19 protein-coding genes are annotated in these 21807 nt (G+C 68.4%); 12 read left to right on the top strand and 7 right to left on the bottom strand.

Annotation, left to right across the window (positions count from 1 at the left end; all coding sequences use genetic code 11):
- The first annotated feature begins 37 nt into the window (after nucleotides 1–37).
- Both lipA and JWS13_RS40435 read left to right on the top strand, forming a co-directional pair.
- Nucleotides 38–1048, top strand: a complete 1011-nt coding sequence (gene lipA / locus JWS13_RS40440) for a lipoyl synthase (RefSeq protein WP_206010793.1) — start codon at nucleotides 38–40, stop codon at nucleotides 1046–1048.
- Between the two features lie 73 nt (nucleotides 1049–1121).
- On the top strand, nucleotides 1122–1880 hold the full coding sequence (locus tag JWS13_RS40435) for a DUF4191 domain-containing protein (protein WP_124389912.1): 759 nt from the start codon (nucleotides 1122–1124) through the stop codon (nucleotides 1878–1880).
- An 84-nt stretch (nucleotides 1881–1964) separates the two neighbouring features.
- Here the strand turns inward: JWS13_RS40435 and JWS13_RS40430 are convergent, their stop codons facing one another.
- The gene (locus JWS13_RS40430) at nucleotides 1965–2441 is read right to left on the bottom strand and encodes an RDD family protein (RefSeq protein ID WP_124389911.1); all 477 of its coding nucleotides are present in this window, start codon (nucleotides 2439–2441) and stop codon (nucleotides 1965–1967) included.
- A 211-nt stretch (nucleotides 2442–2652) separates the two neighbouring features.
- On the opposite strand from JWS13_RS40430, the gene glnA (JWS13_RS40425) reads away from it, so the two are divergent.
- The 7 genes from glnA (JWS13_RS40425) to JWS13_RS40395 all read left to right on the top strand — a co-directional run bounded on the left by glnA (JWS13_RS40425) (nucleotide 2653) and on the right by JWS13_RS40395 (nucleotide 10320).
- Nucleotides 2653–4089 carry a type I glutamate--ammonia ligase gene (glnA, locus tag JWS13_RS40425; protein ID WP_005247755.1) on the top strand — a complete coding sequence of 479 codons (1437 nt, stop codon included), beginning with the start codon at nucleotides 2653–2655 and terminating at the stop codon, nucleotides 4087–4089.
- A gap of 268 nt (nucleotides 4090–4357) precedes the next feature.
- A complete protein-coding gene (locus tag JWS13_RS40420; RefSeq protein WP_206010792.1) occupies nucleotides 4358–5611 on the top strand; it encodes a multidrug effflux MFS transporter in 1254 nt (417 codons plus the stop codon).
- Nucleotides 5612–5617: 6 nt separating this feature from the next.
- Nucleotides 5618–6598: a putative antibiotic biosynthesis monooxygenase gene (locus JWS13_RS40415; protein ID WP_206010791.1), complete on the top strand. Its 981-nt coding sequence runs from the start codon at nucleotides 5618–5620 to the stop codon at nucleotides 6596–6598.
- 99 nt (nucleotides 6599–6697) lie between these two features.
- Complete coding sequence (locus JWS13_RS40410; RefSeq protein WP_124390035.1) at nucleotides 6698–7348, top strand: ABC transporter permease; 651 nt, start codon at nucleotides 6698–6700, stop codon at nucleotides 7346–7348.
- Nucleotides 7341–8567: an ABC transporter ATP-binding protein gene (locus JWS13_RS40405; RefSeq protein WP_124389908.1), complete on the top strand. Its 1227-nt coding sequence runs from the start codon at nucleotides 7341–7343 to the stop codon at nucleotides 8565–8567. Before JWS13_RS40410 ends, JWS13_RS40405 begins: the two co-directional genes overlap by 8 nt.
- Nucleotides 8564–9337, top strand: a complete 774-nt coding sequence (locus tag JWS13_RS40400; protein WP_124389907.1) for an ABC transporter permease — start codon at nucleotides 8564–8566, stop codon at nucleotides 9335–9337. Before JWS13_RS40405 ends, JWS13_RS40400 begins: the two co-directional genes overlap by 4 nt.
- Complete coding sequence (locus tag JWS13_RS40395) at nucleotides 9337–10320, top strand: glycine betaine ABC transporter substrate-binding protein (RefSeq protein WP_206010790.1); 984 nt, start codon at nucleotides 9337–9339, stop codon at nucleotides 10318–10320. Before JWS13_RS40400 ends, JWS13_RS40395 begins: the two co-directional genes overlap by 1 nt.
- A 3-nt stretch (nucleotides 10321–10323) precedes the next feature.
- Here JWS13_RS40395 and JWS13_RS40390 read toward each other — a convergent pair whose 3' ends face one another.
- From JWS13_RS40390 to JWS13_RS40375, 4 genes are all read right to left on the bottom strand, one after another.
- On the bottom strand, nucleotides 10324–11286 hold the full coding sequence (locus JWS13_RS40390; RefSeq protein WP_206010789.1) for an endonuclease/exonuclease/phosphatase family protein: 963 nt from the start codon (nucleotides 11284–11286) through the stop codon (nucleotides 10324–10326).
- Nucleotides 11283–14297 carry a bifunctional [glutamine synthetase] adenylyltransferase/[glutamine synthetase]-adenylyl-L-tyrosine phosphorylase gene (locus JWS13_RS40385; RefSeq protein ID WP_206010788.1) on the bottom strand — a complete coding sequence of 1005 codons (3015 nt, stop codon included), beginning with the start codon at nucleotides 14295–14297 and terminating at the stop codon, nucleotides 11283–11285. Before JWS13_RS40385 ends, JWS13_RS40390 begins: the two co-directional genes overlap by 4 nt.
- Nucleotides 14298–14305: 8 nt before the next feature.
- Nucleotides 14306–15646 carry a type I glutamate--ammonia ligase gene (gene glnA, locus JWS13_RS40380; protein WP_005247775.1) on the bottom strand — a complete coding sequence of 447 codons (1341 nt, stop codon included), beginning with the start codon at nucleotides 15644–15646 and terminating at the stop codon, nucleotides 14306–14308.
- 116 nt (nucleotides 15647–15762) lie between these two features.
- Complete coding sequence (locus JWS13_RS40375) at nucleotides 15763–17331, bottom strand: alpha/beta hydrolase (RefSeq protein WP_206010787.1); 1569 nt, start codon at nucleotides 17329–17331, stop codon at nucleotides 15763–15765.
- A 183-nt stretch (nucleotides 17332–17514) separates the two neighbouring features.
- Here JWS13_RS40375 and panB point away from each other — a divergent pair, with 183 nt between their 5' ends.
- The 3 genes from panB to pip are packed head-to-tail and all read left to right on the top strand — an operon-like array spanning nucleotide 17515 to nucleotide 19859.
- Nucleotides 17515–18384 (top strand): 3-methyl-2-oxobutanoate hydroxymethyltransferase, encoded by an 870-nt coding sequence (gene panB / locus JWS13_RS40370; RefSeq protein ID WP_124389902.1) that lies wholly within the window; start codon nucleotides 17515–17517, stop codon nucleotides 18382–18384.
- A gap of 40 nt (nucleotides 18385–18424) precedes the next feature.
- Complete coding sequence (locus JWS13_RS40365; protein ID WP_206010786.1) at nucleotides 18425–18886, top strand: hypothetical protein; 462 nt, start codon at nucleotides 18425–18427, stop codon at nucleotides 18884–18886.
- A gap of 7 nt (nucleotides 18887–18893) precedes the next feature.
- A complete protein-coding gene (gene pip / locus JWS13_RS40360; protein ID WP_206010785.1) occupies nucleotides 18894–19859 on the top strand; it encodes a prolyl aminopeptidase in 966 nt (321 codons plus the stop codon).
- Nucleotides 19860–19863: 4 nt separating this feature from the next.
- Here pip and JWS13_RS40355 read toward each other — a convergent pair whose 3' ends face one another.
- Both JWS13_RS40355 and JWS13_RS40350 read right to left on the bottom strand, forming a co-directional pair.
- Nucleotides 19864–21264, bottom strand: coding sequence for an RNB domain-containing ribonuclease (locus tag JWS13_RS40355; RefSeq protein WP_206010784.1), 1401 nt, complete (start codon nucleotides 21262–21264; stop codon nucleotides 19864–19866).
- A gap of 30 nt (nucleotides 21265–21294) precedes the next feature.
- Nucleotides 21295–21480, bottom strand: coding sequence for a hypothetical protein (locus tag JWS13_RS40350; protein ID WP_206010783.1), 186 nt, complete (start codon nucleotides 21478–21480; stop codon nucleotides 21295–21297).
- Nucleotides 21481–21807 lie beyond the last annotated feature (327 nt).

Here is a 21807-nt window from a genome sequence, read left to right as displayed (position 1 = left end):
CCGCCGCGCGCGTCGGGCCGGGCGTAGCATCGTTCGCGTGACTGTGGCCCCAGAAGGACGCAAATTGCTCCGCCTCGAGATCCGAAACGCGGAGACTCCGATCGAACGCAAACCGAACTGGATCAAGACGAGAGCGAAGATGGGCCCGGAATACTCCGAGCTCAAGGGCCTCGTCAAACGCGAGGGTTTGCACACCGTCTGCGAAGAAGCCGGCTGCCCCAACATCTACGAATGCTGGGAAGACCGCGAGGCGACATTCCTCATCGGCGGCGAACAATGCACCCGCCGCTGCGACTTCTGCCAGATCGACACCGGCAAACCCACAGACCTCGACCGCGACGAACCCCGCCGCGTCGCCGAATCCGTCCAGGCGATGGGACTGCGGTACTCCACCATCACCGGCGTCGCCCGCGACGACCTCCCCGACGGCGGCGCCTGGCTCTACGCCGAGACCGTCCGCCAGATCCACCAGCTCAACCCCGGCACCGGCGTCGAGAACCTCATCCCCGATTTCAACGGCAAGCCGGACCTGCTCGCCGAGGTCTTCGACTCCCGCCCCGAGGTCCTCGCCCACAACCTCGAGACCGTGCCCCGCATCTTCAAGCGGATCCGCCCCGCGTTCCGCTACGAACGCTCCCTCGGCGTGATCACCGCCGCCCGCGACTTCGGACTGGTCACCAAGTCCAACCTGATCCTCGGCATGGGCGAGACCCCCGACGAGGTCCACCAGGCGATGCTCGACCTGCACGCCGCCGGCTGCGACATCCTCACCATCACCCAGTACCTGCGCCCCTCCCCCCGGCACCACCCCGTCGAGCGGTGGGTCAAGCCCGAAGAGTTCGTCGAGCACTCCCAGGCCGCCGAGGAGATCGGGTTCGCCGGCGTCATGGCCGGACCGCTCGTGCGCTCGTCGTACCGCGCCGGCCGCCTCTACGCGCAGGCGATGGCCCACCACGGCCGCGAATTGCCTGCTGGACAGGCGCATCTCACCGAAGGCGGTGACGCCTCGCAGGAGGCGAGTTCCCTCATGGCGCGCCTCGCCCGCTGACCGCGGCGCGTGCGCGGTGATCGACACCGGACGGGTCATCACCGCGCACGGCCAGGGACGTATCCTGAGAAGCATGGCGAACGGCAGTAAATCCGGTAAAGCGGGCAAACCCAGTAAAGAAGCAAAGGCAGCCGCCAAGGCAGCCCGCAGGCAGGCGTCGAAGGAACGCAGAACCCAGCTCTGGCAGGCGTTCCAGATGCAGCGCAAGGAAGACAAGCTGCTGTTGCCGCTCATGCTCGGCACACTCGTCGGACTCGCGGTGGTGTTCTTCCTCGTCGGTCTGATCTGGGGCCTGCAGTGGTTCCTCCTCCCGATCGGCCTCCTCCTCGGCGTTCTCGGTGCGTTCATCATCTTCGGCCGGCGCGTGCAGAAGACGGTGTACGGCAAGGCCGAGGGCCAGGCCGGTGCGGCCGCGTGGGCGCTCGACAACATGCAGGGCTCCTGGCGCGTGACCAGCGCGGTCGCGGGCACCACCCAGCTCGACGCCGTTCACCGCGTGATCGGACGCCCCGGCGTCATCCTGGTCGCCGAGGGATCACCGCAGCGCGTGAAGTCGCTCCTGGCCCAGGAGAAGAAGAAGACGGCGCGCCTCGTCGGCGACACCCCGATCTACGACATCGTCATCGGCAACGACGAGGGCCAGGTCCCGCTGTCGCAGCTGCAGAAGCACCTGAACAAGCTCCCCAAGAACATCGACACCAAGCGGATGGACGCCATCGAGTCGCGGCTCGCCGCGCTCAGCGGCCGCGGCGGCGGCGCCGCACTGCCCAAGGGTCCGATGCCCGGCGGCGCGAAGATGCGCGGCGTGCAGCGCACCATCCGTCGCCGCTAGAAGCCGGTCGCCTTTTCACCTGGTCCGCGTCACACCTACTCCGCCCGATGTCGAAGCCGACATCGGGCGGAAGACGTTCGGGGGTCAGCGCGTGCGAATCAGTGCGGTGCCGGTGGCGCGGTCCTGCATGCCGCGACCGTCGATGTCCGTGATGGTGCCGGGCACGACGAACACGAGCAGCGCCTGACGCACCAGGGCCCGCACGAAGCCGACGCGGGCGGGTCCGTCCACGCGCGCCACCTGCATGCCGAGGAACAACTGCCCCGGAGTGAAGGAGAACAGCGTCACCGTGGTGACACCGACGACGAACCAGACCAGCAGTGTGATCGTGGAGAACGGACCGTCGAAGAAGTTGTCGCCGATGATCAGTGCCGCGACGCCCGCCGACGACACCCAGTCGATCATCAGTGCGGCGAGACGGCGTCCCGTGCTCGCGAGTGAACCGGGTCCTTCCGCCTGCAACCCGAGGCGCTCGCCCCGGAAGGACTGCGTCGTCTCGTCGGCGCCGTTCGGCAGTGCCGCCGAAGGTCCGGAGAGCCAAGAACCGGTGATACGTGCCATGCTGTCCAGGATAGGCGTCGTCTCTCCGAGGGCCTCACACCGGAGCTTGGGGCTGTGTGCGCAGTCACAACCGGTGCAAAAGCCCAGGAAGATTCGACGTGTAACACGGGCGAAACAAAAGGTTGACCGGCGGGCAACACCAAGTCCATACCGTCGGCTCGACGAATTTCGCCAATATCCACTTGGCTGAAGCGACTTAAGGAGCACAAGCGTGGCGTTCACCACGGCCGAAGAGGTCATCAAGTTCATCAAGGACGAGAACGTCGAGTACGTCGACATCCGGTTCAGCGACCTGCCGGGCGTGCAGCAGCACTTCTCGATCCCCGCGTCCGCGTTCAACCAGGACGTGTTCGAGGACGGCCTCGCGTTCGACGGTTCGTCCGTCCGCGGCTTCCAGTCGATCCACGAGTCCGACATGATGCTCCTCCCCGACGTCGCCACCGCCCAGATCGACCCCTTCCGCGCCGCCAAGACGCTGAACATCAACTTCTTCGTGCACGACCCGTTCACGCGTGAGTCCTACAGCCGCGACCCGCGTAACGTCGCGCGCAAGGCCGAGGAATACCTGAAGTCGACCGGCATCGCCGACACCGCCTTCTTCGGCGCCGAGGCCGAGTTCTACATCTTCGACTCGGTCCGATACGACTCCGGCATCAACGGCGCGTTCTACGAGCTCGATTCCATCTCGGGTTCCTGGAACACCGGCAACGACGTGAACGCCGACGGCAGCCCCAACCTGGGCTACAAGGTCCGCCCCAAGGGTGGATACTTCCCCGTCGCTCCGTACGACCACTACGTCGACCTGCGCGACGAGATCTCCACCAACCTGCAGAACGCGGGCTTCGAGCTCGAGCGCGGCCACCACGAGGTGGGCACCGGCGGCCAGCAGGAGATCAACTACAAGTTCAACACGCTGCTCGCAGCCGCTGACGACCTGCAGTTGTTCAAGTACATCGTGAAGAACACCGCCTGGCAGCACGGCAAGTCGGCCACCTTCATGCCGAAGCCGCTGTTCGGCGACAACGGTTCGGGCATGCACGTCCACCAGTCGCTGTGGAAGGACGGCAAGCCGCTGTTCCACGACGAGGCCGGCTACGCGGGTCTGTCCGACATGGCGCGTCACTACATCGGCGGCATCCTGCACCACGCTCCGTCGCTGCTGGCGTTCACCAACCCGACGATCAACTCGTACCACCGTCTGGTGCCGGGCTACGAAGCCCCCATCAACCTGGTGTACAGCCAGCGCAACCGCTCGGCGGCCGTGCGTATCCCGATCACCGGCAACAACCCGAAGGCCAAGCGCCTCGAGTTCCGCGCCCCCGACTCCTCGGGTAACCCCTACCTGAACTTCGCGGCGCAGATGATGGCCGGCCTGGACGGCATCAAGAACAAGATCGAGCCGCAGGCTCCCGTCGACAAGGACCTCTACGAGCTCCCGCCGGAGGAGGCCCGCAACATCCCGCAGGCTCCCACCAGCCTGTCGGCTGTCATCGACCGCCTCGAGGCGGACCACGACTACCTCACCGAGGGTGGCGTGTTCACGTCCGACCTGATCGAGACGTGGATCTCGCTCAAGCGTGAGCAGGAAATCGCTCCGGTCAACCTGCGTCCGCACCCCTACGAGTTCCAGCTGTACTACGACGTGTAAGTCGTGATGCCCGCCGACATGCGGGCCGGTACTTCCTGACGAGCCCATCCGTGGCGCCGGCTGATCCCAGCCGGTGACATGGGTGGGCTCGTTGTGCATCCCCGGCTCCCCGCTGCGGGCGGACCCGGAACCCGCACGGCGCGGCAGTCCGCAGTCGTATGATCCAGGGAACCGACCGCACGGACCGTTGCGGAACGTTCGCGTGAAGGCTTGCGGGAAACTTGCTCCGTTCTCCATCCCCCATGGGTCGAGAAGCAGGTGGTGCGGGATGTCAGTGCCCACGACGCCGACCGGCGTCCCGGTGCCGCGCCGTGTCGTGGTCATCCTGCTGCTGGTGATTCCGCTCAGCCAGATCCCGCTCGACATCTACACCCCGGCGCTGCCGCAGATGGTGACCGATCTGGACGCCTCCGCGGCCGTCGTCCAGAACACGGTGACGGCGTACATGCTGGGCATGAGTCTGGCGTTCATCCCGGTCGGCCTGATCGCGGATGCGGTGGGCCGCAAACGAACTCTGCTGACCTGCCTGGCGATCCTCGTCGTCACCAGTGTGGGATGCGCACTCGTGCAGAACATCACGGTCCTGCTCGGGTTGAGATTCGTGCAGGGTGTCGGCGGGTGTGCGTGCCTCGTTCTCGCGTATGCGATCGCCGCCGACTGCTACCGCGGCGCCAAGCTCACGTCCGTGTCCGGTCTCCTCGGGGCCGCGTGGGGGCTGGCCCCGGTTCTCGCGCCCGCCGTGGGCGGTGTGCTCGTGCAGTTCATCTCGTGGCGTCTGGTGTTCGGGCTGATCGCGCTGCTGGCGGCGCTCGCCGTTCCCCTCGTGGTCGTGGGCCTGCCGGAGACGCTTCCGAAGGAATCGCGGTCACCGGTCGACGCCACCGCCGCGGCGCGGGTGCTGCGGGCCGCGCTGCGCCACCGCATCTTCGTGGGCTTCGTCCTCGTGTTCGGGCTGATGGCGTCCGCCCAGATGGTGTTCGGCGTCGTCGCACCTTTCCTGTACCAGGAGATCCTCGGCTTCTCCCCCGCCGCCTACGGCGCGGTCGCGCTCGTCGTGGGCGGCGCCAACCTTCTCGGCGAACTCGCCTGCAGCGCACTCGCCGTCCGGGTCGGCACCCGCCGTCTCGCCTTCGGCGCCTGGTGGGTGTTCGTGCTCGGCGCACTGGTCCTGGCCGTCACGGCCGGGATGTCCGTCGTCACCGCACCGGCCATCACGATCGGCGCCTGCCTCGCGCTCGCCGGATGCGGCGTGCTCTGCCCGCAGATGTACGGGCTGGCACTCGGGCTGTTCACCCGCAATCTCGGGCTGATCGGCGGCGTCGTCACCGCCGCCTGCTATCTCGTCGTCAGCGCGGCGATGGCCGTCGCGGGCGTGCTGCCGGAGAACAGCCAGGCACCGCTCGGCTGGCTCTACCTCGCTCTCGGCGCCGGCGCCGGAATTCTGCTCCTGCTCACCACATCCGCCCGGCAGTCCGACAGTTCCCCCGCCGAGGCGCCCGCACCACGAACCGACCGGAGGTGATCTCACGTGCCGCACCCGACCCAGCACAGCCCCGCCGCATCCCCGGTGTCGGTGATCTTTCAACGCCGAATCGACGACGCCCGCTACACCGAGTACTCGCAGTGGCAGAAACGCGCGGCCGATGCCCTCGCGACGGTTCCCGGTTTCATCGACCAGGACATCGTGCCGCCGTCGCCGCCCGTGCAGGACGACTGGGTGGACGTGCTGCGGTTCACCACCCTCGACGACGCCCGGGCCTGGCTCGACAGCGACCTGCGAACGGAACTGGTGGCGGAGATCAAGCACGCCTTCATCGGCAACGAGGACGTCCACCTGCTCACGGGTGAGCAGACCCGGGAGCAGTCGGCGACGTCGGTCGTCATCTCCTGCCACGTCGACCCCGCGGACGAGTCGGCATTCATGGACTGGCAACGGAAGATCTCCGCCACCGAGGCAGGGTTCCGGGGCTTCCGGGGACACAAGGTCGAGAGGCCGGTGCAGGGAATCACCGAGGACTGGACGATCGTGCTCAGCTTCGACACCGAGGACAACCTGGGGTCGTGGATGGATTCCCCGGAGCGCGCCGCCCTCCTGGAGGAGGGTGAAAAGTTCAACAAGAATCTCCGGATCCGCAAAGCGAGCTACGGTTTCGACTTCTGGTTCCGCGGTACGGGCGGCGACGAACCGCCCCCGGTGCCCGTCGCCCGCAGCAACCTTCTGGCGCTGCTGGTGCTGTACCCGCTGGTCGTGATCTGGGGTCATTTCTTCAGTGCGCCGTTCATCGAGGCGCACGGTGTGCCGATCGCCGTCGCCCTGTTCATCGGGAACCTGGTCACGACCCAGATCCTCGGGTGGTGGGCGGTTCCCGCCGCGTTCAAGGCGTTCGGGTGGTGGATGGACCCGGCGATACCCACCCGGCGGCGGAACCTGGGCTACGCCGTCATGGTCGTGCTGTTCGCGATCTCCATCGGCGTGTGCACCCTGCTGTTCATGATCCCCACCACCTGAGTCGAGTTTCCCGATTCACCTGCGCCATGTCCGGGTACATAGCACTGTGAAGGACCGAGGTCTGTTTTCACATCTGGAGAAAGGTGTGCACGGTTGGACATGCAGCAACTGTGGGACTTCGTCTCCGCCAGGAAACAGCAGCTTCTCACCGACTCACTCCTGCACGTCAGTGCCGTCGTGCAGTCGGTGGTCATCGCCACGATCGTCGCGGTGGCGATCGGGATCCTGGTGTACCGGAGCCCGGCCGGGTCCGCGATCGCAACCGCCCTGGCAGGCACGATCCTCACCATCCCGTCGTTCGCGCTGCTCGGCCTGCTCATCCCGATCCTCGGGCTCGGTGTGGCCCCCACCGTGACCGCCCTGGTGCTGTACGCGCTGCTGCCGATCATCCGGAACACCATCCTCGGACTCGCGTCCGTCGACCCCGCCGTCACCGACGCCGCCCGCGGTGTGGGGATGAGCCGCACGACGGTGCTGAGCAGAATCGAACTCCCCCTCGCGTGGCCGTCGATTCTGACGGGCATGCGGGTGAGCACGCAGATGCTGATGGGCATCCTCGCGATCGCCGCCTACGCCAAGGGCCCCGGGCTCGGCAACCTCATCTTCTCGGGACTGTCTCGCGTCGGCAGCCCGACAGCGATACCGCAGGCCCTCACGGGGACGGTGCTCATCGTGATCCTCGCCCTCCTACTCGACGGCGTCCTCGCCGTCGTCGGCCGACTCACCACCTCCAGGGGGATCCGTGACTGATCTCGATACACCTCACACCAACGGCAGCACGGTCTCGGGCGTGGACATCGTCCTCGAAGACGTCGTCAAGAGCTATCCCGGCCAGGACAAGGCGGCGGTCGACAACGTGTCGATGCGCATCCCCGCCGGGGAGATCGTGGTCCTCGTCGGCCCGTCCGGCTGCGGGAAGACCACCACGATGCGGATGATCAACCGGCTCATCGAACCGACGTCGGGGAAGATCACGATCGGCGGCAAGGACGCCCTGTCCATCGACCCCGACAAGCTGCGGCGCGGCATCGGCTACTCGATTCAGCAGGCCGGGCTGTTCCCGCATCTGACCATCGCCAAGAACGTCGGCACCGTCCCCGGACTCATCGGCTGGGACAAGAAGAAGATCGCCGACCGCACCGACGAGATGCTCGACCTCGTCGGACTCGAACCGGACCTCTACCGGGAGCGCTACCCCCGACAGTTGTCGGGCGGTCAGCAGCAGCGGGTGGGGGTGGCGCGGGCACTGGCCGCCGATCCGCCGGTGCTGCTGATGGACGAGCCGTTCGGCGCGGTCGACCCGATCACGCGCGCGCTGCTGCAGGACGAGTTGATGCGGCTGCAGTCCGATCTCGGCAAGACGATCGTGTTCGTGACGCACGATTTCAACGAGGCGGTGAAACTGGGCGATCGCATCGCGGTGCTGGGCAACCAGTCGCACATCATGCAGTACGACACCCCGGAGGCGATCCTCGCCCATCCCGCCAACGACACGGTGGCCGGGTTCATCGGCGCCGACGCATCGCTGAAGCAGCTGACGCTCACCCGGGTGGCGGAGGTCGACCTCCTCGATTGCCCGACTGCATACGAGGACGGCTCCGTGGACGATCTGCGGACGGCGATCTCCCCCCGCAAGATCAAGTGGGGCATCGTCCTGGACGCGCGGGACCGGCCGATCCGCTGGGTGTCACTGCACCATCTGGCCTCCGCCACCTCGCTGCACGACGTCGGCGACCCGATCGACGAGGTGGTGTCCACCCAGTCGACACTGCAGGACGCCCTCGAGGCACTGCTGGCGGAGAGCAGCGCGTCGACGATCGTCACGGGACGGCGGGGCGAGTTCCGCGGCCTGATCACGATCGACACGCTGGTGGCGCACCTGTCCGCGATGCGTGAGGAGCACGCGCACGACGACGAGGGCGGCGAGCCGGAGCAGAACGGGGCGAGTGAGGGCGGAACACCGTCATGACGGCCGCCGTCACCACGAAGCCCACCGCTCCGGCCGCCCGGCGTTCGGAGCGGGCCCGCTTGCTGGTCCAGCCGATCCTCGTCCTGTTCCTGGTGGTGGGTGTCCTCGGCTGGGCCTTCAGCCGAGACCTGACCGCCACGCAGAAGGGCAGTCTCAACGCCGCGAACATCGCGACCCTGACGTGGCAGCACGTGCTGATCACCGTGGTCGTGGTGGTGATCGTCGTCATCGTCGCGGTCCCGCTGGGGATCCTGCTCACCCGGCCCGGGTACACCAAGCTGGCACCAGTTTTCATCGGGATCGCCAACATCGGGCAGGCCGCGCCTGCCATCGGACTGCTCGTGCTGCTGTTCCTCGCGACAGGGACCACCGGGTTCTGGATCGGGGTGCTGCCCATCGCGTTCTACTCCCTCCTGCCCGTGCTGCGGAACACGATCCTCGGTCTGCAGGAAGTCAACCCCGCGGTCATCGACGCCGGGAGGGGGCAGGGCATGACGGCCGGTCTCGTGCTGCGCAAGGTCGAGTTCCCCCTCGCCGTCCCGTACATCCTCGCGGGACTGCGCACGTCGCTGGTCCTCGCGGTGGGCACCGCGACGCTCAGCTTCCTCGTCAGCGCAGGCGGTCTCGGCATCCTCATCGACACCGGATACAAGTTGCGCGACAACGTGACTCTGGTCGTGGGAGCCGTGCTCGCGGTCGCGCTGGCGCTGCTCGTCGATTGGTGCGGCGCCCTGGCCGAGGAGTTCCTCGGCCCGAAGGGGCTGCGCTGATGAACCTCCTGCGGAAGGCGATCGCCACGACGGCCGTGACGTTCTGCGGGGTCCTCGCAGTGTCCTGCGGTCTCGAATCCGGAGGCGCCCTGCCGCTGTCGGTGGAACCGGGCAGCATCCAGCCCGTCCCCGAACTCGAGGGCGTCCCGATCACCGTCGGGTCCAAGGACTTCACCGAGCAGGTCACCCTCGGATACATCATCGAATTCGCGCTCAGCGCCGCAGGCGCCGATGTGCGCGACCTCACCAACATCCAGGGGTCCAACAGCACGCGGGACGCCCAGCTGGACGGTCAGATCGACGTCACCTACGAGTACACCGGGACGGGGTGGATCAACTACCTCGGCAACGAGATTCCGATCCCCGACCCGACCGCGCAGTTCGAGGCCGTCCGCGACCAGGACCTCGAACGCAACGGCATGGTGTGGGTGGATCCGGCACCGATGAACAACACGTACGCGCTCGCGATGAGCAGGCAGACCGCCGAGGAGACCGGGATCACCACGCTGTCGGAGTACGCGGACCTGGTCAACCGCGACCCCGCCGCGGCGACGACGTGCGTGGAGACCGAGTTCAACGTCCGCCAGGACGGGTTCCCGGGCATGGCCGCGAAGTACGGTTTCGATCCGGCCCGCGCGAACCGCCAGATCCTGCAGACCGGCATCATCTATCAGGCCACCGCGGACGGAACGCAGTGCAAGTTCGGTGAGGTGTTCACGACGGACGGCCGGATCATCGCGCTCGATCTGGTGCTGCTGGAGGACAATCGCCAGTTCTTCCCGAAATACAACCCGGCGATCACGATGCGCAAGGATTTCGCCGAGGCGCACCCACAGGTGGCGGACGTGATGGCCCCGATCTCCGCGGCGCTGACCAACGAGGAGATCACCGAACTGAACCGGCGGGTCGACGTGGAGGGCGAGGAACCGGCGGACGTGGCCCGGGACTGGCTGGTGCAGAAGGGATTCGTCACGCTGCCGTGACGGTCAGCCGCCGAGGGTGATCCTCGCGACGAGGCCCCGGTGATCCGAGCCCGTCAGCACCACCGATTCCACGGACTGCGCCTGCGCCCCGCTCGTGACGATGTGATCGATCGCGATCATCGGCGGAAACGGCTGCCGGTCGGCGGGATACGTGTTCTGAATTCCGGCACCGACTTGGTCGGCGGCATCACGGTAGCGTCCGGTCACGAGGTTGCGGTACTTGACGTGGTCGCGGGTGGAGTTGAAGTCGCCGCTGACGATCACGGGTCCCGAGTCGGCAGGGACGGCGTCGAGAATGGCCTTGATGCGGTCCATTTCGCGTGACCACAGCGACGGATCCGACGGCCACGGCGGGACCGGGTGGAACGCGTACAGGGCCGTGCTCGCGCCGTCCGGGAGTTCCACCCTGGCCGACAGCGCGGACAGCACGAACTCCGAGTGGTGGACCTTGTCGGTCAGCGGGTACCGGCTCCAGATCCCGGTTCCCTCACCGCCGCCGCCGGGCATGAGAAACGAGTACGGCAGGGTCGATTCGATGCCCGCGGCCGCCAACCGGTCGACGGCTTCCGGGGTCAGTTCGTCGACGGTGAGCACGTCGACGTCGCGGTCCCGGACCTGCCGGACGAGGGCGTCGGCGTCCGCGTTGCCCAGCCAGATGTTGGCCTGCATCACGGTCAGTTCCGGCCCGGACGCCGGCACCGAATTCGCCACGTACAGCGGGCCCTGCGACAGGGTTGCCACCGCGGCCACCGTCAGTGCGACCGCGAACCCGGTCCAGTGCCGCGTGATTCCCAACAGCAGCACCCCGACCGCGGCGGCCGCCATCAGGTAGGGCGCCGCCGACGCCAGCACGAGCAGACGCTGATTCTGGACGTCGAGGAATCGCAGCACCACACCGAACACGCCGACGAGCACCGCGAGCCACCCGAGGGCGATCAGTGCCCGCACCCCCCAGGTGGCGATCACTCCCCGAAGACTCTCTCCACCACAGCCTTGGCCCGCCGGGTCACCCGCAGGTAGTTGTCGAGGAACTCGCCGGCGTCGCCGCCGCCCCAGCCGGCGATCTGCGCGACCGCGGACAGGACGCGTCCCGAGCCGGGCAGCTGATCGGTGGCCTTGCCGCGCACGAGGACGAGGCAGTTGCGGGCCTTCGTCGCCGTGATCCACGCGTCGCGCAGCAGTTCGACGTCGGACTCGCTGAGCAACTCGGCGGCACCGATCGCGTCGAGTGTCTCGAGGGTCGACGTGTTGTGCAGCGACTCGATCTCGTGGGCGTGCCGCAGCTGGATCAGCTGCACGGTCCACTCGATGTCGGCGAGACCGCCGCGCCCGAGCTTGGTGTGGGTCGCAGGGTCGGCGCCGCGCGGCAGCCGCTCGGAGTCGACGCGTGCCTTGATGCGCCGGATCTCGCGGACCGCCTGGTCCGACACACCGCCCTCCGGGTAGCGGGTCTTGTCGATCATGTGCAGGAAGCGCAGACCCAGGTCGGCGTCACCGGCCACGTGGTGGGCGCGCAGCAGCGCCTGGATCTCCCAGGCCTGCGCCCACTGCGCGTAGTAGGCCTCGTAGGACGCCAGCGTGCGCACCATCGGGCCGCTGCGACCCTCCGGCCGCAGACCGGTGTCGACCTCGAGCGGCGGATCGGTGCTCGGCGCTCCGAGCAGGGTCCGCACCTTGTCGCCGATGCTGTTGGCCCACTTGACGGCGACGGTCTCGTCGATCCCCTCGCGCGGCTCGCACACGAACAGGACGTCCGCGTCCGAGCCGTAGCCGAGTTCACCGCCGCCGAGCCGGCCCATGCCGATCACGGTGAACGTCGCGGGAGCGGGTGTGCCGAGTTCCTTCTCGCTCGCCTTGGTCACGGCGGCGAGGGCGGCGTTGAGCACGGCCGCCCACACGGACGACAGTGCCTTGCACACGCCCGGCACGTCGAGCATGCCGAGGATGTCCGCGGACGCGATGCGGGCCAGTTCGTAGCGGCGCAGGGAGCGCGCCGCCGCGATCGCGCGGGCCGGGTCCTCGTGGCGTGCCGACGCCGTCAGGATGCCGCGGGCGACGTCCTCCGGCTTCGACTCCAGCAGTCGCGGTCCGGCCGGTGAATCGGCGAACAGCCGCACCACGTCCGGTGCCTTGATCAGCAGATCGGGCACGTAGGCCGAGGATCCGAGCACCGTCATGAGCCGCTCGGCGACCGAGGCCTCGTCGCGCAGCAACCGGAGGAACCAGGTCTGATCGGTCATCGCGTCCGACAGCCGCCGGTACGCGAGCAGGCCCGCATCGGGATCCGGTGTGTCGGCGAGCGATTCGAGCAGGGTCGGCAGCAGCAGCGCCTGGATGCGGCCCTTGCGGGACGCACCGCTGGTGAGTGCGGTGAGGTGGCCGAGCGCGTTCTCCGGGGCGGTGTAGCCCAGCGCCGCCAGCTGACGGATGGCTGCGTCCGGGCTCAGCCGCAGCGCTTCCTTGTCGATGCGCGCCACCGATTCGAGCAGCGGCCGGTAGAACAGTTTGGCGTGCAGGCGCCGCACCCGGTGCGCGTTGCGTTTGATCTCCGCGTTGAGGACGCCGAGCGCGTCCTTGCTGCCGTCGGGTCGCATGTGCGCGGCCCGGGCGAGCCAGCGCAGCGCTTCCTCGTCGTCGGCGGGCGGCAGGGTGTGCGTGCGGCGCAGCTTCTGCAACTGCAGCCGGTGCTCGAGCAACCGCAGGAACTCGTAGGACGCCGCCAGGTTCGCGGCGTCGTCGCGGCCCACGTAGCCGCGGGCGGCGAGTGCGGTCAGCGCGTCGATGGTGCTCTGGACGTGCAGCGCCTCGTCGGCGCGCCCGTGCACGAGCTGCAGGAGCTGGACGGCGAACTCGACGTCACGCAGGCTGCCGCGACCCAGTTTCAGTTCCCGCTCGCGCAGTTCCGGCGGAACCATCTCCTCCACCCGGCGGCGCATCGCCTGTACCTCGGGAACGAAGTCCTCACGCTCCGAGGCGGTCCACACCATCGGGTTGAGGGCGTCGGCGTACTGCTGTCCGAGCGCGACGTCGCCGATCATCGGGCGGGCCTTGAGCAGGGCCTGGAACTCCCAGGTCTTGGCCCAGCGCTTGTAGTACGCGACGTGCGATTCGAGGGTGCGGACGAGTTCCCCGCGCTTGCCCTCCGGCCGCAGCGCGGCGTCCACGTCGAAGAAGGCCGACGACCCGATGCGCATCATCTCGCCGGCGATGCGGCTGGCGATCGAGTCGGCGGGTTCGGCGACGAAGACCACGTCGACGTCGCTGACGTAATTGAGTTCGCGGGCACCGCACTTGCCCATGGCGATGACGGCCAGCCGCACGGGGCACGGGGCGTCCGGGCACACGGCGGCGACGGCCACCGCGAGGGCGGCGTCCAGTGCCGCGTCCGCCAGATCGGACAGCTGATGCCCGACAGTCTGGTACGGCAGTACCGGTTCGTTCTCGACGGTCGCCGCGAGGTCGACGGCGGCGAGCAGCATCAGTTCGTCGCGGTACGTCTTGCGCAGCGCCGCGATGGCATCGGGTCCGGTGACCTTCGCCCGGTGCAGGCGGGCGTCCGGGTGGGCGCCCTCCTCGGGTTCGGCGCCGACCGCGGCCATCATCGTGGCGGTCGCCTCGTCCTTCGACGGCAGGCGGACGTCGCCGGCGAGGATCTTCCAGGACACGGGGTCCGCGACCAGGTGGTCGCCGAATGCGCTGGACGCACCGAACAACCCGAACAGCCGGCCACGCAGGCCCTTGTCGGTACGCAGTGCCGTATCGAGTTCGGCCCAGCCCTCGCCGAGCCCTTCCTTCAGGCGCACCAGGGTGCGGAGGGCGAGGTCGGCGTTCGCGGCCCGCGACAGCGACCACAGCAGTTCGATGCTGTCCTCACCGACCCAGCCCAGCTCGCGGAGTTCGGACGGAGCGGTCGGCTCGACGAGACCCAGACGACCCGGACCGGGAACGGCAGAACGCGCTGCCGGAGGCTTCACCATGCTCTTGCTCACAACCCCAGATACGTCTTGAGTTCGAACGGCGTCACGTGGCTCCGGTACTCCTCCCACTCACGCCGCTTGTTGCGCAGGAAGAAGTCGAACACGTGCTCGCCGAGGGCTTCGGCCACCAACTCCGACTTCTCCATCTCGCGCAGTGCGCCGTCGAGGTTGCCGGGCAGCTCCCGGTAGCCCATGGCGCGGCGCTCGGCCGATGTCAGCGCCCACACGTCGTCCTCGGCCTCGGGAGGCAGTTCGTAGCCCTTCTCGATTCCGCGCAGACCCGCGGCGAGAAGAACGGCGAACGTCAGGTACGGGTTGCAGGCCGAATCTGGGCTGCGGATCTCGACGCGACGCGACGACGCCTTGTTCGGCGTGTACATCGGAACGCGGACCAGCGCCGACCGGTTGGACGGGCCCCAGGACGCCGCGGTCGGGGCCTCGCCGCCGTGGATCAGGCGCTTGTAGGAGTTCACCCACTGGTTGGTGACGGCGCTGATCTCGTTGGCGTGCTCGAGGATGCCGGCGATGAACGCCTTACCGGTCTCCGACAGCTGCATCGGATCGTCCGGGTTGTGGAAGGCGTTGGTGTCGCCCTCGAACAGGCTCATGTGGGTGTGCATCGCCGAACCGGCCTGATCGCTGAACGGCTTGGGCATGAACGTCGCGCGCACGCCCTCGGCGATCGCGACCTCCTTGACGACGTACCGGAACGTCATCACGTTGTCGGCCATCGACAGGGCGTCCGCGTACCGCAGGTCGATCTCCTGCTGACCGGGAGCCGCCTCGTGGTGGCTGAATTCGACGGAGATGCCCATCGACTCGAGCGCGTCGATCGCGTGGCGGCGGAAGTTCGGCGCGGAGTCGTGCACGGCCTGGTCGAAGTAGCCGCCGGAGTCGGCGGGCTTCGGCGGGGTGCCGTCGATCGGCCCGTTCTCGAGCAGGAAGAACTCGATCTCGGGGTGCACGTAGCAGCTGAAGCCCAGATCGCTGGCCTTGTTCAGCTGGCGACGCAGCACGTGCCGCGAATCCGCCCAGGACGGCGAACCGTCCGGCATGGCGATGTCGCAGAACATGCGGGCGGAGTGCTGATGCCCCTTGCTCGAACTCCACGGCAGCACCTGGAAGGTGGAGGCGTCCGGCTTCGCGACCGTGTCCGCCTCGGACACCCGGGAGAAGCCCTCGATGGCCGATCCGTCGAAGCCGATACCTTCCTCGAAGGCACCTTCCAATTCCGCGGGGGCGATCGCCACCGATTTCAGGTATCCGAGAACGTCCGTGAACCACAATCGGACGAACCGAATGTCGCGCTCTTCGAGGGTGCGAAGCACGAATTCCTTTTGGCGATCCATGTCCGCGAGAGTAAGCAAAGTTCGTTAAATCTGTGTTACTTCGTTGATTCGACTGTTCCGGATTCCGCATCGGGCCAGCGTGCGGGCACCTCGGGCGATCCCGTCACAGGCGCGGCTCAGCACGTCAGGTCCGCGGACGGCGCCGTGAGGTCGACGAGATAGTCCGTGACGGCGTCGTCGACACACGCCTCGCCGTCGAGGACCACGGTGTGCTGGGTGCCCCGGTACGTGACGAGCGAGCCGTTCATCTGCTTCGCCAGATCCACGCCCGCCTGGTACGGCGTCGCCGGATCCTCGGTCGTCGACACGACGACGACCGGCGGGATTCCCGGCGCGGACACGGTGTGCGGCGCGCCCGTGTTCGGCGCAGGCCAGAACGCGCACACGTCCAGCGGCGCGTTGCCGGTGCCCCGACCGTCGTCGAGGAACGGCGCAGCCTGGCGGTACCGCACGTCCGCCTCCCCGACGACCGCACGGTCGGTGACGGGCGGATCGTCCATGCAGCGGATGGAATTGAACGCGTCGTTGAGGTTGGAATACGTGCCGTCGTCGGCGCGCCCCTCGTACAGGTCCGCCAGCATCAGCAGCGAATCACCCGTCCCCGTCTGCAGGCTCTCCAGCCCGCCGCGGAGCGGGCCCCAGAGATTCGGCGAATACAGCGCCTGCTGGACGCCGGTGATCGCGTCGGTGTAGCTGAGTCCGCGCGGGTCGGTGGTCGCGGCGGGCTTGCCGATCAGCGGGTCGACGAGCGCCCGGAACCTCGCGTTCGCCTGCGCGGGATCGGTACCGAGCGGGCAGTCCTTCTGCTGCATGCACTCCGCGGCGAACGCGTCGAACGCGGACTGGAATCCGGCGGCCTGCAGGATCACTTCCTGCGTCGGGTCCTGCTCCGGGTCGAGGGCGCCGTCGAGGACCATCGCACGCACGTTGCCGGGGAAAGTCTCCGCGTACGTGGAGCCGAGCCGGGTGCCGTACGAGTAGCCGAGGTAGTTCAGCTTCTCGTCGCCGAGCACCGCCCGGATGACGTCCATGTCACGCACCACGTCGTTCGTGCCGACGTGGGCGAGGACGTCGACACCGGTCCGCTGCGCGCACTTGTCCGCGTAGTCGCGGTTCTCGGCCTCGGTCCGCGCGATTCCGGCGGGACTCATGTCGACGTCGTCGTCCTTGCGCCTCGCGTCCACTTCCGCCGGCGTCAGGCAGGTAACCTGCGGGGTGGACGCGCCGATGCCGCGCGGATCGAAACCGATGACGTCGAACCGCTCGGCGATGGCAGTGCCGTCGGCCACGGACGCCAGCCCGATACCCGACGCCCCGGGGCCGCCCGGGTTCACGAGCAGCGATCCGATCTTGTCGCCGGTCGCCTTCGACCGGGAGACCGCGATCTGCGCGGTGGCTCCGCCCGGATTCGCGTAGTCGTTCGGCACCGTCACCTCGGCGCAGTCGAGCGTGTCCCCGAGCGGGGACCCGTCCGTGCTGAACCCGTCGCACGAGCCCCACTGCACCTGCTGCGTGTAGTACTCCTCGAGCCCGGCTGGGATCGGTCCGGCCGGAGCGGCCTCGGCCGCCGACGGTTCGGCGACGGCCTCACCGGTGCCCTGTACGCCCCCCGCACAGCCTGCGACGACAAGGACGACGGCGATGCACCCCGCGAACGCGGCCGGTACCCGAGCACTCTTCGACATAGGACGATCGTGCCAGGGCTTCCGCGCCGAAGGGTCTTCCCGCAGGTCAGAGACCGGACAGCAGGTGTGACCCATTGCACCCGCGCGACCCCTTCGCTCCCCCGCCCACCGGTGGCAGACTGTAGGCGTCATCACCCGCACCCGGGGACCCGTCAAGGGCCTCGAGGCCAGAAAGGGACAACGATGTCCGATAGCAAGTCGTCCGCGAGCACATCAGAAGATCGGCTCTACGGATCAGCACCATCGCACGACGTTCCCAAGCGCAAGACCCGGATCCACCACCTGCAGGCCATGAAGGCCGAGGGCGAACGCTGGTCGATGCTCACCGCATACGACTACTCCAGCGCCCGCATCTTCGAAGAGGCCGGAATCCCGGTCCTGCTCGTCGGTGACTCGGCCGCCAACGTCGTCTACGGATACGAGACCACCGTCCCGGTCACGATCGACGAACTGCTCCCCCTCGTTCGCGGCGTCGTCCGCGGTGCGCCGCACGCCCTCGTCGTCGCGGACCTGCCGTTCGGCAGCTACGAAAGCTCCCCGGAGCAGGCCCTCGCGTCCGCGACCCGGTTCATGAAGGAAGGGCTGGCCCACGCGGTCAAGCTCGAGGGCGGCGAGCGCGTCGCTCCGCAGATCGCCGCCATCACCGCGGCGGGCATCCCCGTCATGGCCCACGTCGGGTTCACCCCGCAGAGCGTCAACTCGCTCGGCGGTTTCCGCGTGCAGGGCCGCGGCGACGCCTCCGAGCAACTGGTCGCCGACGCGATCGCCGTGCAGGAGGCCGGCGCATTCTCCGTCGTGATGGAGATGGTGCCCGCCGAGATCGCGGGCCAGGTCACCCGCAAGCTCACCATCCCCACCGTGGGCATCGGCGCGGGCGCCGAATGCGACGCCCAGGTCCTCGTGTGGCAGGACATGGCCGGCTACACCAGCGGCAAGACGGCGAAGTTCGTCAAGCGCTTCGGTAACGTCGGTGACGAGTTGCGCAACGCGGCCGCCGCATACGCGGCCGAAGTGCGCACCGGAGCGTTTCCGGCGGAAGAGCACAGCTTCTAGGTCGTCCTCGACTCACCGGGCCGGCACACACTCGAGGGGGATGTTCATGGGACAGCGACGCGTGCACGGCTTCGGACGTCGTCACCGCCTGGCCGTCGCCGCGGCCGGGACGGTGGCGGCCGCGGCGCTGGTCACGGGATGCGCCGGACAGAGCCCGGCCCCCGCGCCCGGCACCACCGCACCCCCGCCACCGGCGACCACCGTGGTTCCCGGCACCGCACTGGTGCCGGGCGGGGTCACCGAGGCCCAGGCCGCCCAGTTGTGCACCGACCTCGAGGGTCAGTTGCAGAGCTGGCGCACCTACACCCCGACGATCGGGAAGACCGGGTTGAACGGCCTGGTCGGCACGTGGATCGCGAAGAACAACCTCAATGCGCTCGACTTTCTCCAGGACCGGGCCCGGATCGACGTCATCACGACGGCCGCCTGCCCCGACATCCGGCAGCAGGCGATCACCGCGCTGGAGATCCCCGATCTGGCATCCGGTCTGATCGGATTCTGAGGCCGACGTGAGCCAGTTGCGCACCCCCTACCCGCCGCTCGATCCGTACCAGTTCGGGCACCTCGACGTCGGCGACGGTCAGCAGATGTACTGGGAGCAGAGCGGCAACCCCGACGGGAAGCCGGTGGTGTTCCTGCACGGCGGGCCCGGCGGTGGCACCGACCCCGCACAACGCCAGTTCTTCGACCCGCAGGTGTACCGGATCGTGCTGCTCGACCAGCGCGGATGCGGGCGTTCCACACCCCACGTCGCCGACGGGGCCGATCTGTCGGTCAACACCACCGGCCGCCTCCTCGGCGACATCGAGATGCTGCGTGAGCACCTCGGCATCGACCGGTGGCAGGTCTTCGGCGGGTCGTGGGGTTCCACCCTGGCGCTCGCCTATGCCCAGAAGCATCCCCGCCGGGTCACCGAACTGGTGCTGCGCGGAATCTTCCTGCTGCGCCGCAGCGAGATCGACTGGTACTACAACGGCGGTGCCGGGCACCTGTTCCCCGAATTGTGGGAGGAATTCCTGGCGCCGGTGCCGGAGTCGGAGCGCGGCGGCGATCTCGTCGAGGCGTATCACCGGCTCCTGCACTCCGACGATGCCGACGTCGCGACGCGGGCCGCGGTCGCGTGGTCCACGTGGGAGGGCGCGACGAGTTCGCTGCTCCCCAAACCGGAACGGGTGGTGGAGACGTCCCAGCCGCGGTTCGCGCTGGCCTTCGCCCGCATCGAGAACCACTACTTCCACCACCGCGGCTTCCTGGACGAAGGCCAGTTGCTGCGGGACGCCGCCGCGCTCGACGGCATTCCGGGCGTGATCGTGCAGGGCCGCTACGACGTGGTGTGCCCGGCGACCAGCGCGTGGGCGCTGCACCGGGCCTGGCCGGGTTCCCGGCTCGAGATCGTCGACGACGCGGGGCACTCCGCGATGGAGCCGGGCATCGTCCACCACCTGGTCGAGGCGACGGACCGGTTCCGTACCTGACGCGCTATGCGGGATAACCGAATTCGACGGTCCGCTTATCGACGTCCGCGGAGACGAGCCTGATCTTCACCTGCTCGCCCTCGGCAGGGTCGCCCACGCATTTGGCCATCACGGACACCGACGGGACGAACACGTCCGCGGTGCGTTTGCCGTTCCGCGACCGCAGCACGGTCGCGTCGAACGTCTCCCCCACCCGGTCGGCGAGCACGGTCGCCTCCGTGAGGTCGATGCAGGCCCGGTCGATCTTGCTCGCGAGGGAATCCGAGCCGCCCATGATCTCGGGCATCGATCCCAGGGCGTCCCGCGCCCAGGACGGCACCGGCGTTCCGGCGGACACGGCCAGGCACACCTCCGTGGAGTACCGGTCCGAGAGCCGGCGCAGCGGCGCGGTCACGTGTGCGTAGGGGGCGCCGATGGCGGCGTGCGAGGTCAGTTCCGGCAGGGTGCCGTCGAACGCTGCGTAATCGGCGCCCCTCAGCAGCGACGGCGCCTCGGTCATCAGCACGAGCGTCGACGCCGAATTCGGGTCGAGCCGCGACAGGAGTGCACCGACACCGACGCTCTCGGGCCAGTCGACCCCCAGTGCCGCCGCCGTGCGCCGCAGCGCCCCGACCGCATCCGGCCCGGCAGGCGGGAGGGTGCGGAGCAACCCGATCTTCGCGTCGAGCATCATGGCGGCCGCACACATTCCGGTCAGCAGCGAGACCTCGGCGTTCCAGTCGTCGGCCTCGGTGCGGGGCGCGAGGTCGACGCGCCAGCTGTCGCCGTCCGGCACCACTTCCTGCTCGGGGAGCCGGAGTTCGATCGCGCCGCGCGCCACCGCCGCCGCCGTGCGGAGCCGGCCGAACTCGGGCAGCGGCGCAATGGACGGATGCAGTCGTCCCGCCTCCGCATCGGCCTGCACACCGGCGTATTCGAGTCGGGCCACGGACCGCACCGTCGCCCGGGACACGGTGCAGGACAGCGGCTCGGCCGACTCGTCGAGTTCGATCCGCCACACCACCGCCGGGCGGTCCACCCCCGGCAGAAGGCTCGCCGATCCCTCCGAGAGTTCCTTGGGATGCAGCGGCACCTTGCCGTCCGGGAGGTAGAACGTCTGCCCGCGTTTGCGGGTCTCCACGTCGAGCACCCCACCGGGCTCCACGACGGCGCCGACGTCCGCGATCGCGTAGTGCAGGACGAATCCGTCGGCGGTCCGCTCGAGGTGCAACGCCTGATCGAGATCCATCGAATCGGGCGGATCGATGGTGACGAACGCCAGATCGGTGCGGTCCTGCCGTCCGGACGCGAACCGGTCGGACGCCGTCCGCGCCTGCGCGAGCGCCGCGGGCGGATACCCGTCCGGCAGGTGGAACTCGGTGCGCACGGTGCCGAAATCGATTCCGCGCGCAACGAAACGACTCATCGGCACCTCACGCACACCCTTCCCGTAACGCTACTTGTTCCACTCCTCGTCGGCCCGGTCCGCCGCCTTGTTCCGCTCCGCCGCGATCTGCAGCGCCTTCTCCGCCGCCGCGCGGTCGGGATACGGGCCCATCCGCGTCATCGACGACGCCGCCTTCCCCTGCGTGACGGTGCCGTCCTCGACGTTGTAGTACCAGAGGTGATCTTCGTCAGTCATGCCCTCAGTGTGGCACCGGTGGGACGTGTGGGGTTGTGGATCACGCCCAGACTGTTACCCTCGGAGTCCTGTCCGGTGATACGGTCCCCGGCGCCGGTCAGTGCGGTGCCGATGGCTCGTTCTTCCCGTGCGCAGTGCCCGAACAGAGAATGGAGCGAGCATGTCGACGATCATTTTTGATCAGCTACTTCCCTACCTCGGTGCCGAAGGCGCCTCCTACTGGGCCCAACTGCTGATGGTCGATCCCGTCTGACGGTTGTCGATCAGTCGATACCCCGAAACCCCCGCCGGACACCTCCGGCGGGGGTTTCGTCGCACGCGGGGGTT

Origin of the sequence: Rhodococcus pseudokoreensis (assembly GCF_017068395.1) — a bacterium.
GTDB lineage: Bacteria > Actinomycetota > Actinomycetes > Mycobacteriales > Mycobacteriaceae > Rhodococcus_F > Rhodococcus_F pseudokoreensis.
The sequence above is the reverse complement of the archived record's forward strand: the minus strand, read 5'-3'. Positions and strand labels throughout refer to the sequence as shown.